Source organism: Enterobacter cloacae complex sp. S2 (genome assembly GCF_015159675.1).
Classification (GTDB): Bacteria; Pseudomonadota; Gammaproteobacteria; order Enterobacterales; family Enterobacteriaceae; genus Enterobacter; species Enterobacter intestinihominis.
Window position 1 is genome coordinate 42,472 of the sequence record NZ_JADDTS010000034.1, and the last position, 16,372, is coordinate 58,843.

The following is a 16,372-nucleotide window of genomic DNA, read 5'->3' on the forward strand; positions in this document are numbered from 1 at the left end:
ACGGTAAACCCCTTAAAATGGCATTTAAAATACATTTTAAAGTTTAAAAAAAATGCATAACCAAGACCAACGCGTTCTTAACTTGCCCGCCGGTTATTTCGGTATGGTTCTGGGTACCATAGGTATGGGGTTCGCCTGGCGTTATGCCGGTACTATCTGGCCGGTGACTCGCTGGCCGGGCGAGATCCTGGTGGCGCTGGCGGTGGCGATCTGGTTCCTGCTGAGCGTGGCGTTTCTTACCCGTGCGGTACGGTTTCCACATAGCGTGCTGGCCGAGATGCGGCATCCGGTAATGAGCAGTTTTGTCAGCCTGTTTCCTGCCACAACGCTACTGGTGGCCATTGGCTTTGTGCCGTGGTGCCGACCGGTGTCGCTGGTGCTGTTTAGCGTAGGCGTGGTGATCCAGCTTGCGTATGCCGCCTGGCAAAGCGCCGGGCTGTGGCGCGGTAAGCATCCGGAAGAGGCCACGACGCCGGGACTGTATCTGCCGACGGTAGCGAACAATTTTATCAGCGCCATGGCCTGCGGTGCGCTGGGTTTCCACGATGCGGGGCTGGTGTTCCTTGGTGCAGGGGTCTTTTCCTGGCTGAGCCTCGAGCCGGTCATTCTGCAACGCCTGCGCAGCGCGGGCGAACTGCCCGCGGCGCTTCGTACTTCGCTCGGGATCCAGCTTGCGCCTGCCCTGGTGGCCTGTAGCGCCTGGTTTAGCGTCAACGGCGGCGAAGCGGACACCTTCGCCAAAATGCTTTTCGGCTATGGTCTGTTGCAACTCCTGTTTATGCTGCGTCTGATGCCGTGGTATCTATCGCAGCCGTTCAACGCGTCGTTCTGGAGCTTCTCGTTCGGGGTGTCGGCGCTGGCGACCACCGGTTTACATCTGGGGCAGAGCAGTCCGTCAGGGTTCTTTCATGCCCTCGCGGTTCCCCTGTTTATTTTCACCAACATCATCATCGCGATGCTGCTGGTCCGTACTTTTATCTTGCTGATGCAGGGCAAACTTCTGGTGCGCGCTGATAAGGCACTGCTAATGCAATCTGAGGAAAAATAATGACTGTCGATGAAAACTACTTTACTGAGAAATATGGGCTGACCCGCACGCACTCAGAGGTCCTGCTCAGCGCGGACATTGTTAAGCCGGGAAAAACGCTCGATCTCGGTTGCGGAAATGGCCGTAACAGCCTCTACCTCGCTGCCAACGGCTATGACGTGACGGCGTGGGACAAAAACCCGATGAGCATCGATAACATCGAGCGCATTAAGGCGGCGGAAGGGATCGCGAATCTGCAAACGGCGATAAAGGACCTGAACAACCTGACTTTTGACGGCGAATACGACTTTATTCTTTCCACCGTCGTGTTGATGTTTCTCGAAGCAAAAACCATCCCTGGTCTTATCGCCAATATGCAGCGTTGCACTAAACCAGGCGGCTATAACCTGATCGTTGCCGCCATGGATACGGAGGACTATCCGTGTACCGTCGGTTTCCCGTTTGCCTTCAAGACCGGTGAACTGAGCCACTACTACGAAGGCTGGGAGCTGATCAAGTACAACGAAGAGGTGGGGGAACTCCACCGTACCGATGCCAACGGGAACCGAATCAAGCTGCGCTTCGCCACCATGCTCGCACGCAAGCCCGCTTAACGCGCGGCCAGCAGACAGAGTTGCAGGGCCGTGCGACAGGAGGCCTCGAACGACGACAGCGGTAAAAACTCAAACTTCGAGTGGAAGTTATGGGCGCCGGTGAAGAAGTTCGGGGTGAGCAAGCCTTTGGCTGACAGGGCCGCCCCGTCCGTGCCACCGCGCATGGGGATCGGTTTTGGGGTGATACTGAGCGATTCCATCGCCTCGAACATCAGGTCGATCGCGCGGCGGTCTTCGCCAATCGCATTGCTGATATTGCTGTAGGTATCTTCAATGCGATACTCCACGTTTGCCGTGGGATGCTGCGCAGCAATCCGCGCTGCCACATCGGCAATTTGCTGCTTGCGGGCGGCAAAACCCTCTTTGTCAAAATCACGAATGTTGGCTTTCAGCACCGCTTCGTTTTGCCCGGCCTGGATGCCGTTAAACCAGATATAACCTTCGCGCCCCTCGGTGCATTCCGGGGTTTGCTGGCGATCGAAATGGCTGATGAAATCCGTTGCCATCAGCAGCGGGTTGACCAGCACCCCTTTGGCGGACATCGGGTGCGCCGTGACGCCGGTAAAGCGAATTTCAGCCGCCGCCGCGTTAAAGTTCTCGTAAACAATTTCCCCCAGCTCGCAGCAGTCGATGGTCCAGGCAAAATCGACGTCGAAGCGCTTCAAATCCAGCGCTTTCGCGCCACAGAGACCAATCTCTTCATCGGGCACAAACGCCACCACAATATCGCCATGCTTATGTTCAGCAGTGAGGTTTTCCAGCACCGTCATGAACACGGTGACGGCCGCTTTATTATCTGCGCCTAATACGCTGGTTCCGTCGCTGAAAATAATCTCCTCATCAGGATAAGCCAGAATTTCCGGGTGCTCATTTACGCGCAACCAAATATCTTTTTCTTTATTCAGGCAGAGATCATCTCCCGTAAAGGTTAATATTTGTGGATGAATATCCGGGGATAAACCGACGTCAACGGTATCGATATGGGTAATAAAACCAATCCGCGGCGCGCCGGGAATATTGCCTTTTTTCACGGCGGTAACGGTGGCGAACTCATCAATCACAATATCGTCTAACCCCAGCGTTTCCAGCTCCTTCGCCAGCTCCCGCGCCATGTCGTGCTGGCCCGGGGTGGAGGGCAGGGTTTTGACTTTCGGGTCGCTCTGGCTGGTGATGGCGAGATAGCGGAAAAAGCGTTGGGTTAATTGTCTGGAGAGTTCTGAGCCCATAGTGTTTCCTTCTGTATTTATTTTTCATGTGTTTGCGTCATCACTTTAATGTTATTTATGAAATGGCAAAAGAAGTAATTAGCCGTCGAATTAAAAAGACAGGAATAAATGATGAAAAGCACATTCACAATGATAACGCTGGCGCTTGCTGCGCTGACGGTCAGTTCCACCGTCGCGGCAAAAACGCTGGTGTATTGCTCCGAAGGATCGCCGGAAAACTTCAATCCTCAGCTCTATACGTCGGGGACCAGCGTGGACGCCAGCGCCGTACCGGTTTATAACCGTCTGGTCGATTTCAAACCGGGCACTACCGAACTGGTGCCGAGCCTGGCGGAAAGCTGGGAGGTGAGCGAGGATGGTAAGGTCTACACCTTCCACCTGCGCAAAGGGGTGAAATTCCACAGTAATAAACTGTTCACGCCGACGCGCGACTTCAACGCGGATGACGTGATTTTCTCGTTTATGCGCCAGAAGGATGTGAATCATCCCTACCATAACGTCTCCAACGGCAGTTATTCCAACTTCGAAAGTCTGGAGTTCGGCAACCTGATTACCGCCATTGATAAGGTTGACGATCGCACCGTGCGCTTCACCCTGGCGCACCCGGAAGCGCCGTTTGTTGCCGATCTGGCGTGGTATTTTGCCTCCATCCTGTCGGCGGAGTATGCCGATGCCATGCTGAAAGCGGGCACGCCTGAAAAGGTTGATATGCAGCCGATTGGCACCGGGCCGTTTAAACTGGCGCAATATCAGAAGGATTCCCGCATCCTCTTTACCGCCTTCCCGGACTACTGGCAGGGAAAATCGAAGCTGGATCGACTGGTGTTCACCATCACGCCGGACGCCTCGGTGCGTTTTGCCAAAGTCGAGAAGAATGAGTGCCAGGTGATGCCGTTCCCAAACCCGGCGGATCTGCCGCGTATGAAGGCTAATAAAGACATCAACCTGATGAGCAAGGCCGGTCTGAATACCGGTTTCCTGGCATTTAACACGCAAAAGCCGCCGCTGGATAACGTAAAAGTGCGCCAGGCGCTGGCGATGGCGATTAACAAACCGGCCATCATTGAGGCGGTCTTCCACGGCACCGGCACGGCGGCGAAAAACCTGCTGCCGCCTGGCGTCTGGAGTGCCGACAGCGAGCTGAAAGACTACGATTACGATCCAGAAAAAGCGAAAACGCTGTTAAAGGAGGCGGGATTTGCCAACGGCGTAAGCATCGATCTGTGGGCTATGCCCGTGCAGCGGCCGTATAACCCGAACGCGAAGCGTATGGCTGAAATGATCCAGGCGGACTGGGCGAAAGTAGGCGTGCAGACCAAAATCGTGACCTACGAATGGGGCGAATACCTGAAGCGCGTGAAGGGCGGGGAGCATCAGGCTGCGCTGATGGGCTGGACAACGGCGACGGGCGATCCGGATAACTTCTTCGGACCACTGTTTACCTGTACGTCCGCCAACGGCGGGTCGAACTCGGCCAAATGGTGCTATAAGCCGTTTGATAACCTGATTGCCGAAGCAAAATCGATAACCGATCGCGAAAAACGCGTGGCGCTGTACAAGCAGGCGCAGCAGATGATGCACGATCAAATGCCGGCGGTTATGATTGCCCACTCGACCATTTTTGAGCCAGTCAGAAAAGAGGTCACGGGCTATGAAATCGATCCCTTCGGCAAACATCTGTTCTGGCAGGTAGATATAAAACAGTAATATTTTTCTGCCCGGATCCGGTCCGGGCACTATTTTTACAATTTGTGCCTTCCCCGTCATTTTTTGCCACAACATTTCCCTCTGTTTTTTGTTATAACTTCAAGTGCATACTTGCAGATAACTCGGAACTCCATCATGCGTACTTCCACTTTTTTTAAAGTTGCAGTGCTTTCTGGCCTGTTGGCCCTTTCTGGCTGTGCGTCAAAAGTCGCAGCCCCCGATCAATATTCAGGCTTTTTAAAAGATTACTCTGACTTGCAGGAGATGACATCAGCAACCGGGAAACCAACCTTGCGTTGGGTCGATCCTTCCTATGATCCGGCGAACTACGACAGTATTATCTGGACCCCGATCACCTATTATCCGACACCAAAGCCAACCACACAGCTTGGGCAAAAAACGCTTGATGAATTGTTGAGTTACACCAATAACACACTAAAAAACGCGATTGGCCAGCGTAAGCCAATTGTGACGAAGCCGGGCAAACATAGCCTGATCTTCCGCGGCGCCATCACGGGTGTGAGCTCAGAGAAAGAAGGTTTGCAGTTCTATGAAGTGGTGCCCGTCGCGCTGCTGGTTGCGGGTACGCAGATGGCAACTGGCCATCGCACCATGGATACGCATCTTTTCTTTGAAGGTGAGCTGATTGATGCCGCAACGAACAAACCGGTAGTTAAAGTTGTTCGTAAAGGTGAAGGTAAAGAGCTTGCCAACGAGAACACGCCGTTGGGATTCGCCACACTGAAACAGGTTGTGGATGATATGGCGACCGATGCCACCATGTTTGATGTCCATCAGACAGCAAAATAATAAAAACGGCCTGCATCTACGCAGGCCGTTATTTTATGCCGTCAGCAGGCGGCGGAACCAGGTTTCCGGTTTCGTAAACATCACCATATTTCCCCCTAAAATCAACAGCAGGCCGACGATCCCGTTGATATGCCACACGTAACCCTCGTACACCGTTGAAATCGACAGCGCCACCAGCGGGAACAGCAGGGTGCTGTACGCGGCTTTACCGGGACCAATACGGCCTACCAGCGTAAAGTAGGCGCCGAAGGCAATCACCGAGCCAAACAGCGCAAGATAGAGCAGCGCCCCCATATAGCTCACCGTCCATTCCGGCATAAAGCTATCGCCCCTGAAGAGAGCGATAAGGCCCATCACGACGGTGCCATACAGCATCGCCCAGGCGTTGGTGGTCATGGTTTCCAGCCCGTTTCGCTGATGACGCATGCTGATCATATTCCCCAGCGAGAAGCCGTAGGTGCCGAGGGCGGAAAGCCCGATGCCCGTCAGCAATGACGCGCTCCAGCCGCTGGCGAGCAGATCGTTCCAGAACAGGGTAATGATCCCGATAAGCCCCAGCGCTGCCGCCGTCCAGAAGCGCGCGGGTGGACGCTGGCCGAAGAAGATAAAGCTGTTGATGGCGTTATACAGTACGGCCATCGAGAAAATCACCGACTCAAGGCCGGTATTGATATGGGCGGCGGCGGTATAAAAGCACCAGAAGTTGAAACAGAAAACGCAGCAACCCTGAAGCATGCAATAGAGATGATCCCGCAGCGCCAGCCTGCGCAGGCGACGAAGGGCGACCAGGACGATCATCATCGTGGCGCTGGCCACGGCGAAGCGCCAGAAAATGGAGACCGGCGCTGCAACCGGCCCCTGTTGTAAAAAAATGGCGATCCAGGTCGTGCCCCAGATAACAACAACCAGCCCATAGAGTAATGCGTTCATGGTGTCTCTCTTCTCATACCGCGGAAAACAACAGTGTGGCGAAAGAAGGGGGCCCCGGCTTTCATCGCCTTGCGCCGGACTTGCAAATTCTTGCGCTTTTTTCTCGCACAATGGCTGGTAACAGGCTGCAACACTTCTTAGACTGATAGTCTGATTAATCACCTGTTTACGGCCATGTCTCTCGATTACGACACCTTTGAAACGTTACGCCAAAAAAATGCAGTGCTGCGGGAAACCGTCGCGCTCAATAATGGCATTCAACTGGCGGCGTGGTACAACAAGCACGACACGATCACCGTGAAAAGCAACCATCACACCCTTAGCCTGTACGTGGCGGATGGCTATGAAAGCTATCAAAAAACGCCGGGTGGCTGGAAAAATGGCGGTGGGCCGGACCGTTTTTGTCTGATGCCGGAAGAGAGCGAATCCACATGGGATATTCGTGATGACCTGTCGTTCGTGCACCTCTACTGCACCGATGAACACCTGCGGGACGTGGGGGAGAAAATCTGGGATAAACGACCGCTATCGCTGACGCTGGAGGAAAAAATCTTCGGCAGCGATCCGAAAATCACCACCCTTTATCGCCAGTTTTTGCTCGGCTGCGACTGGCAGCAAAACGCCAATCAGCTCACCCTGAGCACTGCGTCGACTTTATTATTGACGCATTTGGTCCAGCACTATTCCAGCGTCCAGTGGAAGTTACCGGTGGTCACCGGCGGGCTATCGCCGTTTGTGCTGCGCAACGTGCTGGCCTTTATCGAGGAAAATCTGGCGCAACCCTTAACGCTGGCGGAACTGGCGGGCCAGGCCGCACTCAGTGAGTATCACTTTGCGCGGATGTTCCGCCAGTCGATGGGGCTGGCGCCGCATCAGTACGTCATGCAGCGCCGCATGGAGAAGGCCAAAGCGCTGATTCAGCACACGACTACGCCGCTCACCGACATCGCGCTTGCCTGCGGATTTAACTCCGGCAGCCATTTCAGTAACCGTTTTCGCAGCATGACCGGCATCACGCCGTCACAGCTACGCGCGGCGAAGGCGTGAGAAGACAGCGTAACAGATCCCACCCAGCACCAGCCCCCAGAAAGCGGAGCCAATTCCCAGGAGCGTGACGCCGCTGGCGGTCATCAGGAAGGTGACGATCGCCGCGTCGCGCTCTGCTTCATGATTCAGTGCCTGATACAAACTCCCGCTGATAGTGCCGAGCAGGGCCAGCCCGGCCAGCGTCTGGATGCCGCTCAGCGGCAGGGCGGCCATCAGCCCCGAAATCGACCCGCCGAACACCCCCGCCAGCAGATAAAACCCACCTGCGGCCGCCGCTGCCAGCCAGCGTTTACTGGCATCCGGGTGGGCGTCCGGGCTCTGGCAGATGGCGGCGGTGATGGCGGCGATACAGATGGAATAGACGCCGAAGGGGGACAACAGAAGCGCCAGCCCGCCGGTGGCAACGATCAGCGGTGAGACCGCCAGCGGATAGCCCGATGCCTGCATGGTGGCGAAGCCGGGCGCATTCTGCGACGCCATGGTCACCAGGAAGAAGGGTAAGCCGACGCTGATCAGGCTGGTGAAGGTGAACGCAGGGGCAATGAATTCCGGCATGATCACCGATAACGTCATTTTATTCGTGACAACGTCACCTCCAGCCCAGGCCACGAACACCCCCACCAGCAGCGTGGCGACAATGGCGTACCGGGGCGCTACGGCTTTAGCCACCAGCCAGGCGACCAGCATACTGCCGCAAAGAAGCAGGTGTCCCTCAAGATTGCTGAATGCCTTCAGGCCAAACTGTAACAGCACGCCTGCCAGCATAGCGGCGGCAAGCGAGTGCGGGATCAGTTTCATCAACCGGGCAAACAGGCCAGTGACGCCGCACAGCAGAATCAGCGCATTCGCAAATATAAATACCCCTATGGTTTCCGCCAGCGTCACGCCTTGCAGGCTGGTGGCGAGCAGCGCCGCGCCAGGAGTCGACCAGGCGGTCAGCACCGGGGCTTTATACCACCACGACAATGCAAGCGTGCTGATCCCCATCCCGAGCCCCAGCGCGGTCATCCATCCGGCGATTTGCTGTGTACTGGCGCCCGCCGCCGCAGCCGCCTGCCAGATAATGGCGGCAGAGCTGGCGTAGCCCACCAGAACGGCAACAAAACCGGCCAGCACGGCAGGAAAGAGAGAGGCAGTCGATCGCATGTGAACTCCGTTGTGCGTTATAACGTCCGGGGTAAGGTATCACTGTGCGCTATAGCGTACAAGTGGTATGCTTTGCTGCAACGGGAGGAACCATGGATATCACTCAACATCTGGCAACCACACTGAAAGCGCTGCGTCAGGCGCGGGGCTGGAGCCTGTCGAAACTGGCGGAAGAGACGGGCGTGTCGAAAGCGATGCTTGGGCAAATCGAACGCAATGAGTCCAGCCCGACGGTCTCAACCTTGTGGAAAATTGCCACCGGGCTGAACGTACCTTTTTCGGCGTTTATCACTCCAGAGAGCGAACCGCAGGCGGTGTTCGATCCGCAGCAGCAGGCGATGGTGGTGAAACCGCTTTTCCCCTGGGATGAACAGCTTAAGTTCGACCATTTCTCCATCACCCTGTCGCCCGGCGCGCTGAGTGAGTCCACGCCGCACGAAGCCGGGGTGATTGAACACGTGGTGGTGATAAGCGGTGAGCTGGATATGCATATCGACGGTGTCTGGCGCACGCTACACGCTGATTCAGGCGTGCGTTTTGCCGGCGATAAACCGCACGCGTACCGCAACAGCAGCACCCGGACGGTGCATTTTCACTCTCTGATCCATTATCCCCGCTAAAGCGTCGCAAAACGGTTTCACTGGCACAGACTTCTGACTACAATAGCCGCCATTTTGACCATAACGGATAACGACGAAGTATGCGCCTGCACCCCCATCATCTTGAACTGCTAAGCCCGGCCCGCGACGCCGCCATTGCCCGTGAAGCCATTCTTCACGGTGCGGATGCCGTCTACATTGGCGGCCCAGGCTTTGGTGCCCGTCATAACGCCAGCAATAGCCTGCGCGACATTGCCGAACTGGTACCGTTCGCCCACCGTTTCGGGGCGAAGGTGTTCGTGACCCTGAACACCATTCTTCATGATGATGAGCTGGAGCCCGCGCAGCGTCTAATTACCGATCTCTACCAGACCGGCGTTGACGCTCTGATCGTTCAGGATATGGGTGTTCTGGAACTGGATATCCCGCCAATTGAGCTGCACGCCAGCACCCAGTGCGATATCCGCACCGTTGAGAAGGCGAAGTTTCTTTCAGACGTCGGGTTTACGCAGATTGTTCTGGCGCGTGAGCTGAACCTGAACCAGATCCGCGATATCCACCAGGCCACAGACGCGACCATTGAATTCTTTATCCACGGTGCGCTTTGCGTGGCCTATTCCGGGCAGTGTAATATCTCTCACGCCCAGACGGGGCGCAGCGCTAACCGCGGCGACTGCTCTCAGGCCTGCCGTTTGCCGTATACCCTGAAAGACGATCAGGGCCGCGTGGTGGCATTCGAGAAACACCTGCTGTCGATGAAAGATAACGATCAGACGGCAAACCTCGGCGCGCTGATCGATGCCGGCGTACGCTCCTTCAAAATTGAAGGCCGCTACAAGGACATGAGCTACGTGAAAAATATCACCGCCCATTATCGTCAGATGCTGGATGCCATCATCGAGGATCGCGGTGACCTGGCGCGCGCGTCCGCCGGTCGTACAGAGCATTTCTTTATTCCATCGACGGACAAAACGTTCCACCGCGGCAGTACGGATTATTTCGTTAATGCGCGCAAAGGGGATATTGGCGCGTTCGATTCACCGAAGTTTATCGGTCTGCCGGTGGGTGAAGTGCTGAAAGTGGCGAAGGATCATCTTGACGTTCAGGTTACAGAGCCGCTGGCGAACGGCGATGGTCTCAACGTGATGATCAAACGTGAAGTGGTTGGTTTTCGCGCCAATACGGTGGAGAAAACCGGCGAAAATCGTTATCGCGTCTGGCCGAACGAAATGCCTGCCGACCTTTACAAAGCCCGCCCGAATGCGGCGCTGAACCGTAACCTGGATCACAACTGGCAGCAGGCCTTGCTCAAGACCTCCAGCGAGCGTCGCATTGCGGTGGATATCGCGCTGGGTGGCTGGGAAGAGCAGCTGATCCTGACCATGACCTGCGAAGACGGCATCAGCGTGACGCATACGCTCGACGGCCTGTTCGAGGTGGCGAACAATGCGGAGAAAGCGCTTAGCAACCTCAAGGATGGCGTAGCGAAGCTCGGGCAGACCATTTATTATGCGCGCAATATTGAGGTGAATCTGCCGGATGCGCTGTTCGTGCCGAACAGCCTGCTGAACCAGTTCCGCCGTGAAACGGCTGAGATGCTGGATGAAGCACGCCTGGCAAACTATCCGCGCGGCAGTCGTAAGGCCGAAGCGGTGCCTGCGCCGGTCTACCCGGACACGCATCTCTCTTTCCTTGCGAACGTTTACAACCACAAAGCGCGTGCGTTTTACCATCGTCACGGCGTGCAACTGATTGACGCCGCGTATGAAGCGCATGAAGAGAAGGGCGATGTGCCGGTGATGATCACCAAACACTGCCTGCGGTTTGCCTTTAACCTTTGTCCGAAACAGGCGAAAGGGAATATTAAAAGCTGGAAAGCGACGCCGATGCAGCTGGTGAATGGCGATGAAGTACTGACGCTGAAGTTTGACTGCCGTCCGTGTGAAATGCACGTTATCGGCAAGATGAAGAATCACATCTTCAAAATGCCGTCTCCGGGCAGCATTGTGGCCTCCGTCAGCCCTGACGATTTGATGAAGACCCTGCCAAAGCGTAAAGGCAGCTAACCCGCAGAGTGGGTATCCGGTTTGCGCGATTTCTGCCAGGCATGGTGCTCGCGCAACCCCTCCGCAGACTCCTCTGCCGCGCTGCGTAACTCGTCGCTGTCAGCTTCATGACGAAGCTGATGGTCGGCGTTTTTCACATACACAAATTCATGCCCTTTGTGCTCCGCCATAATCTGCCCCGAGAACAGTGCACTAATCAGCAGCAGTAGCGAAAAGCCTTTTCTGAACATCTTTTACCCCCGAAAATACGCTACGGTCATCGTAGGGATAATTTCATAGAGTAATTATTCGACTCTTTAAATTTGAGAAAATAGACTGTCAAAAATTGTGGTCGCCATAAAACTCACTTAAGACTATTCTTAAAAGCAATATCGCCGTTGTAAACTCCCATTTCTGGTATGCAAAGAGAAGCTAGATTTATTGGGAAATCATTTACAATAAGATTTTTCTGGCTAAGGATTGGATCGAATAAATGAAAAAAATAATCGTGCTATCACTTCTGGGCGTAGTGGTTGCGGTGGGTGCTGCGGCCAGCATCTATACAAATGAAGAACCAGAATATATTCAGTCAGCAAAAAGCCGTGTCGGATCGTATTTAACCAGCGATTACGGACGTGTCGAATGTAATAGCATCCAGGTAAGTGAAGATCGTTGGGAGCTGGGCTGTACCAATAAGGCGAGGGGCAAAACCTTCCAGTTCGCTGTTTACCCATCCGAGCAGGCGCCGTATGGGGTCTCTCGTGCGTTTTATCTCGAAGCGATTAATGATGATGCCCGCCAGAGTGCAGAGCAGGGGCTGATGCGTTATCTGCAAATTAATACCAAAGCGGGTTAATCGATTCGTTTATGCTTCGTTGAGGCTCACAGTGGTAGATTGCAGGTGATCCACATCCCGGTATGGAATACCGGAGCGTAGATACCAAAATACAAATCTATCCATGCAAGCATTTACCGCCAGATTATGGCGGTTTTTTTTTGCCCGTTTATCGTACCGGCTGTAAAAATTGTTTGCGATATTGCGCGGGTGAAAGCGCAAATTGCTGCCGGAAATGGTGGCGCAGCGTGGCGCTTTGTCCAAATCCGGTTTGTTCCGCAATATTGTCGATGCTGAGCCGACTGTTTTCGAGATAATCTTTTGCCCGGTGCAATCGCGCAGTCAATAACCAGCGCGCGGGCGTTGTTCCGGTCGCGTCCTGGAAACGGCGCAGAAAGGTGCGCTGACTCATACCCACCCGCAGGGCCAGCGATTCGACGGTATGGGAAACGGCCAGATGCTGGTGAAGATAATCAAACAGCTGGCCGAGGCGCTGGCTCTCCCGCAACTGAGCCACCGGTCGGCTAAGCTGCTGGGTTTGCGAGCCGTCCCGATGGGGCGGGATCACCAGCCGACGCGCCACGCGGTTTGCCACTTCCATACCGTAATTCCGGCGCACCACGTGCAGGCACAGATCAATCCCCGCGGCGCTTCCGGCGGAAGTGAGAATATCGCCTTCGTCCTGGTAGAGCACATCTTCGACCACGGTAATGGCGGGATAGCGTGTTTTCAGCGCTTGCGTATAGCGCCAGTGGGTGGTCGCCTTCCGCCCGTCAAGCAGGCCTGAGGCTGCCAGAACGAAAACCCCAGAACAGATCGAGAGTAGCTGGCAGCCGCGGGCATGCGCCGCGCGGAGCGCCTGGCAGAGCGCTTCCGGTACGGGTTCGTCCAGCCCTCGCCAGCCGGGAACGACAACCAGATCCGCCGTCTCCAGCAGACCCAGATCGCCATCGGCCAGAATACGGATCCCGCCCGTTGCCCGGAGTTCGCCATCATCCACGCTCGCCACGGCAAACTGATACCAGTCATCGCCCATCTCCGGGCGCGGCAAGCCAAAGATTTCTACCGCCACGCCAAACTCAAAGGTACATAAACCGTCATATGCCAGCACGATCGCGCGCGGCGAGGGATGTCTTAAGTTTGTCATCTTTTTGCTGTTTTCTGGCATAGGCGGACGCATTCATGGGCTGAATTAAGGGATAGAGTAGTGTTAACACAAACACCACAAATGAGGAAGATTCATGAGCTATGTTACTGAATTTCCGGCTGCTGAGCCGCAGGAAGCTGTGGGACATTTTCTGCGTCGTCTGAGTGTCGAGACGGACTGCGCCGATGTCCATCATGCGGTATCCAGCGGTGAGCAGGACTTTGTTCTGCTGCACGTTGTCGGAAGGCCTGAACATTTTGCCCGGCGGCATCTGCCCGGCGCGCTGCATTTACCCTGGAGCCAGATCACCGCAGAGCGGATGAAAGCGTGGCCGGAGGGCACGCTGTTTGTCGTCTATTGTGCAGGCCCGCACTGCAACGGGGCGGACAGGGGGGCGCTGAAGCTGGCGCGTCTGGGTCTGCCGGTTAAGATTATGCTCGGGGGCATGACCGGCTGGGAAGATGAGCGGTTCGCGTTTGCAGGATCTTCATCACCCGCTCTGTGAACATGAATTTATTTCAACACAGATGAAATTTTCTCGTTTGTCGGCGGCGAGCCGGTATGACATCTTTTCAGGACGTTTAGACATCCAGAAGTCTAAAGATTCAAGAGATGAATTATCACTGTGGGCAATTAACGCCGACAGACAGAGGAGATTTCCATGCAGCGACAACATGCCCCGTACCGCGCCGATGTAGTCGGCAGTTTTTTACGCCCGGATGCCATTAAACAGGCCCGTCTGCAATTTGCCAGCGGTGAAATCGATGCCGGGCAGCTTCGCGCGGTTGAGGACGAGGCCATTCGTCATGTTGTCGAGCAGCAGTGCGCCTGCGGTCTGCATGTGGTAACGGACGGTGAATTCCGCCGCGCCTGGTGGCACTTTGACTTCTTTGACGGGCTACAGGGCGTGGAGCGTTATGATTCCCAGCAGGGCATTCAGTTCAACGGGGTGCAGACTAAAGCCCATGGCGTGCGCGTAACGGGCAAACTGGGCTTCGGCGATCATCCTATGCTGGAAGATTTCCGCTACCTCAAAAGCATTAGCGGTAATGCACAGCCGAAGATGACCATTCCGAGCCCGAGCGTGCTGCACTTCCGCGGTGGCCGCAAGGATATTGATGCTACGGTCTACCCGGATCTGAAGGATTACTTTGACGATCTGGCGACCACCTGGCGCGATGCCATTCGGGCCTTTTACGATGCAGGCTGCCGCTATCTGCAGCTGGATGACACCGTCTGGGCCTATCTTTGTTCGGAGGACCAGCGCCGCCAGATCCGCGAGCGCGGTGACGATGCAGACGAACTTGCCCGGACCTATGCCCGGGTGCTGAATAAGGCGCTGGAGGGCAAACCGGACGATCTGACCGTCGGGCTGCACGTCTGCCGCGGCAACTTCCGCTCAACCTGGATTTCCGAGGGCGGCTATGAGCCGGTGGCGGAGGTGCTGTTTGGCACGGTGAACGTCGACGCGTTCTTCCTGGAGTACGACAACGACCGTAGCGGGGACTTCGCGCCACTGCGTTTTGTGCGCCCGGGTAAACAGCAGGTGGTTCTGGGGCTGATCACCACCAAACACGGTGAACTGGAGAACCCGGAAGGGGTGAAAGCGCGTCTGGAAGAGGCTGCGCGCTACGTGGCGAAAGAGCAGATTTGCCTCAGCCCGCAGTGCGGATTTGCTTCTACGGAAGAGGGTAACAGCCTGAGCGAAGCCCAGCAGTGGGATAAAGTTCGCCTCGTGACGAAAATCGCCAGCGACGTCTGGTAACGCCGTTTACAGCGCTGCATTATTACAGTGCAGCGCTGTACCATTCTGAGTCGTTTCCCGTCACTCCTCTCTTCGATCCCTTTAAAATCCTGTCTCTGCAACCTGGCACTGTTTTTGCTCTCCTGAAACTGGCGTTACTTTTTTCTGCGTCCGGCGGTAACGGACGTCTTCGCACAGCTTTCTTTTCAGGAGTGAAAATATGCACCGTCGTACCTTTATTAAAGCGTTCACCTTGTCCGCCTCCGTCATCGCCATGGGAATGAGCTTTGGCGTCCAGGCCGCAGAGACCATTAAAGTCGGGATTATGCACTCTCTCTCCGGCACGATGGCCATTTCAGAAACGCCCCTGAAAGATGTCGCCCTGATGACAATCGATGAAATCAACGCTAAAGGCGGCGTGCTCGGGAAAAAGCTGGAGCCGGTGGTGGTTGACCCGGCATCCAACTGGCCGCTGTTTGCCGAAAAGGCCCGCCAGCTTCTGAGCCAGGATAAGGTCGCCGTGGTGTTTGGCTGCTGGACCTCCGTATCGCGTAAATCGGTTCTGCCGGTTTTTGAGGAGCTGAACGGTTTGCTGTTCTATCCGGTGCAGTATGAAGGTGAAGAGATGTCACCTAACGTCTTCTATACCGGCGCGGCGCCTAACCAGCAGGCGATCCCGGCGGTGGAGTACCTGATGAGCGAGGACGGCGGCAGCGCGAAGCGCTTCTTCCTGCTGGGCACGGACTACGTTTACCCGCGCACTACTAACAAGATCCTGCGCGCCTTCCTGCACTCGAAAGGCGTTGAAGATAAAGATATTGAAGAGGTCTACACCCCATTTGGACATAGCGATTACCAGACAATCGTCGCCAGTATCAAAAAGTTCTCCACGGGCGGCAAAACGGCAGTGGTCTCCACCATCAACGGTGATTCCAACGTGCCTTTCTATAAAGAACTGGCGAACCAGGGGCTGAAAGCCACGGACGTGCCGGTGGTGGCGTTCTCGGTGGGTGAGGAAGAACTGCGCGGCATTGATACCAAACCGCTGGTGGGTAACCTGGCGGCGTGGAACTACTTTGAATCCGTCGACAACCCGACCAACCAGACCTTTGTCGCGGCTTACAAAGCCTACGCGAAAGCCCATAAGCTGCCGAATGCCGATACCGTGGTCACCAACGATCCGATGGAAGCGACTTACGTTGGCCTGCATATGTGGGCGCAGGCGGTTGAAAAAGCGGGAACAACCGACGTGGACAAAGTGCGCGCGGCAATGGCGGGCCAGTCGTTCAACGCGCCGTCCGGCTTTACGCTGACCATGGACGCCACCAACCACCACCTGCATAAGCCCGTCATGATTGGTGAAATTGAAGGCAACGGCCAGTTCAACGTCGTCTGGCAAACCGAACAGCCGGTACGCGCTCAGCCGTGGAGCCCGTTTATCGCCGGGAATGACAAAAAGCCTGACCAGCCGATGAAAACCGCCAGCAACTAAGCC

16 protein-coding genes are annotated in these 16,372 nt (G+C 55.6%); 11 read left to right on the forward strand and 5 right to left on the reverse strand.

Annotated features, from left to right (window positions below; translation table 11 throughout):
• Positions 1–52 precede the first annotated feature (52 nt).
• Positions 53–1,048: a dicarboxylate transporter/tellurite-resistance protein TehA gene (gene tehA, locus IPZ49_RS15630; protein WP_063145923.1), complete on the forward strand. Its 996-nt coding sequence runs from the start codon at positions 53–55 to the stop codon at positions 1,046–1,048.
• Positions 1,048–1,641, forward strand: coding sequence for a tellurite resistance methyltransferase TehB (tehB, locus tag IPZ49_RS15635; protein ID WP_023300079.1), 594 nt, complete (start codon positions 1,048–1,050; stop codon positions 1,639–1,641). Before tehA ends, tehB begins: the two co-directional genes overlap by 1 nt.
• Here tehB and pepT read toward each other — a convergent pair.
• Positions 1,638–2,867, reverse strand: a complete 1,230-nt coding sequence (pepT, locus tag IPZ49_RS15640; RefSeq protein WP_063145922.1) for a peptidase T — start codon at positions 2,865–2,867, stop codon at positions 1,638–1,640. The two genes, tehB and pepT, sit on opposite strands and share 4 nt — an antisense overlap.
• A gap of 111 nt (positions 2,868–2,978) precedes the next feature.
• Between pepT and IPZ49_RS15645 the strand changes: the two genes are divergently transcribed.
• Both IPZ49_RS15645 and IPZ49_RS15650 read left to right on the forward strand, forming a co-directional pair.
• The gene (locus IPZ49_RS15645) at positions 2,979–4,574 is read left to right on the forward strand and encodes an ABC transporter substrate-binding protein (RefSeq protein WP_046621579.1); all 1,596 of its coding nucleotides are present in this window, start codon (positions 2,979–2,981) and stop codon (positions 4,572–4,574) included.
• A 135-nt stretch (positions 4,575–4,709) separates the two neighbouring features.
• Positions 4,710–5,384: a DUF3313 domain-containing protein gene (locus IPZ49_RS15650; RefSeq protein ID WP_046621577.1), complete on the forward strand. Its 675-nt coding sequence runs from the start codon at positions 4,710–4,712 to the stop codon at positions 5,382–5,384.
• Positions 5,385–5,417: 33 nt separating this feature from the next.
• Here the strand turns inward: IPZ49_RS15650 and IPZ49_RS15655 are convergent, their stop codons facing one another.
• The gene (locus IPZ49_RS15655; protein WP_045308102.1) at positions 5,418–6,314 is read right to left on the reverse strand and encodes a DMT family transporter; all 897 of its coding nucleotides are present in this window, start codon (positions 6,312–6,314) and stop codon (positions 5,418–5,420) included.
• Positions 6,315–6,488: 174 nt separating this feature from the next.
• Here IPZ49_RS15655 and IPZ49_RS15660 point away from each other — a divergent pair, with 174 nt between their 5' ends.
• Complete coding sequence (locus IPZ49_RS15660) at positions 6,489–7,361, forward strand: helix-turn-helix domain-containing protein (RefSeq protein ID WP_063932770.1); 873 nt, start codon at positions 6,489–6,491, stop codon at positions 7,359–7,361.
• Here the strand turns inward: IPZ49_RS15660 and IPZ49_RS15665 are convergent.
• Positions 7,341–8,507 carry a benzoate/H(+) symporter BenE family transporter gene (locus IPZ49_RS15665; RefSeq protein WP_063145920.1) on the reverse strand — a complete coding sequence of 389 codons (1,167 nt, stop codon included), beginning with the start codon at positions 8,505–8,507 and terminating at the stop codon, positions 7,341–7,343. The two genes, IPZ49_RS15660 and IPZ49_RS15665, sit on opposite strands and share 21 nt — an antisense overlap.
• Before the next feature lie 92 nt (positions 8,508–8,599).
• Between IPZ49_RS15665 and IPZ49_RS15670 the strand changes: the two genes are divergently transcribed.
• The gene (locus IPZ49_RS15670; protein WP_063145919.1) at positions 8,600–9,127 is read left to right on the forward strand and encodes a helix-turn-helix domain-containing protein; all 528 of its coding nucleotides are present in this window, start codon (positions 8,600–8,602) and stop codon (positions 9,125–9,127) included.
• An 80-nt stretch (positions 9,128–9,207) separates the two neighbouring features.
• Positions 9,208–11,172, forward strand: coding sequence for a U32 family peptidase (locus IPZ49_RS15675; protein ID WP_045622761.1), 1,965 nt, complete (start codon positions 9,208–9,210; stop codon positions 11,170–11,172).
• Here the strand turns inward: IPZ49_RS15675 and IPZ49_RS15680 are convergent.
• Positions 11,169–11,402: a DUF2554 family protein gene (locus tag IPZ49_RS15680; RefSeq protein WP_023300086.1), complete on the reverse strand. Its 234-nt coding sequence runs from the start codon at positions 11,400–11,402 to the stop codon at positions 11,169–11,171. The two genes, IPZ49_RS15675 and IPZ49_RS15680, sit on opposite strands and share 4 nt — an antisense overlap.
• Positions 11,403–11,644: 242 nt before the next feature.
• Here IPZ49_RS15680 and IPZ49_RS15685 point away from each other — a divergent pair, with 242 nt between their 5' ends.
• The gene (locus IPZ49_RS15685; RefSeq protein WP_063145918.1) at positions 11,645–12,007 is read left to right on the forward strand and encodes a hypothetical protein; all 363 of its coding nucleotides are present in this window, start codon (positions 11,645–11,647) and stop codon (positions 12,005–12,007) included.
• Between the two features lie 148 nt (positions 12,008–12,155).
• On the opposite strand, the gene ftrA is transcribed toward IPZ49_RS15685, so the two are convergent.
• Positions 12,156–13,154 carry a transcriptional regulator FtrA gene (ftrA, locus tag IPZ49_RS15690; protein ID WP_022648093.1) on the reverse strand — a complete coding sequence of 333 codons (999 nt, stop codon included), beginning with the start codon at positions 13,152–13,154 and terminating at the stop codon, positions 12,156–12,158.
• Positions 13,155–13,227: 73 nt separating this feature from the next.
• On the opposite strand from ftrA, the gene IPZ49_RS15695 reads away from it, so the two are divergent.
• The 3 genes from IPZ49_RS15695 (at position 13,228) to urtA (ending at position 16,369) form a co-directional block, all read left to right on the forward strand.
• Positions 13,228–13,638 carry a rhodanese-like domain-containing protein gene (locus IPZ49_RS15695; RefSeq protein ID WP_063145916.1) on the forward strand — a complete coding sequence of 137 codons (411 nt, stop codon included), beginning with the start codon at positions 13,228–13,230 and terminating at the stop codon, positions 13,636–13,638.
• A gap of 156 nt (positions 13,639–13,794) precedes the next feature.
• Positions 13,795–14,898 carry a cobalamin-independent methionine synthase II family protein gene (locus IPZ49_RS15700; protein ID WP_063145915.1) on the forward strand — a complete coding sequence of 368 codons (1,104 nt, stop codon included), beginning with the start codon at positions 13,795–13,797 and terminating at the stop codon, positions 14,896–14,898.
• Between the two features lie 199 nt (positions 14,899–15,097).
• Positions 15,098–16,369, forward strand: a complete 1,272-nt coding sequence (urtA, locus tag IPZ49_RS15705) for an urea ABC transporter substrate-binding protein (RefSeq protein ID WP_023306184.1) — start codon at positions 15,098–15,100, stop codon at positions 16,367–16,369.
• Positions 16,370–16,372 lie beyond the last annotated feature (3 nt).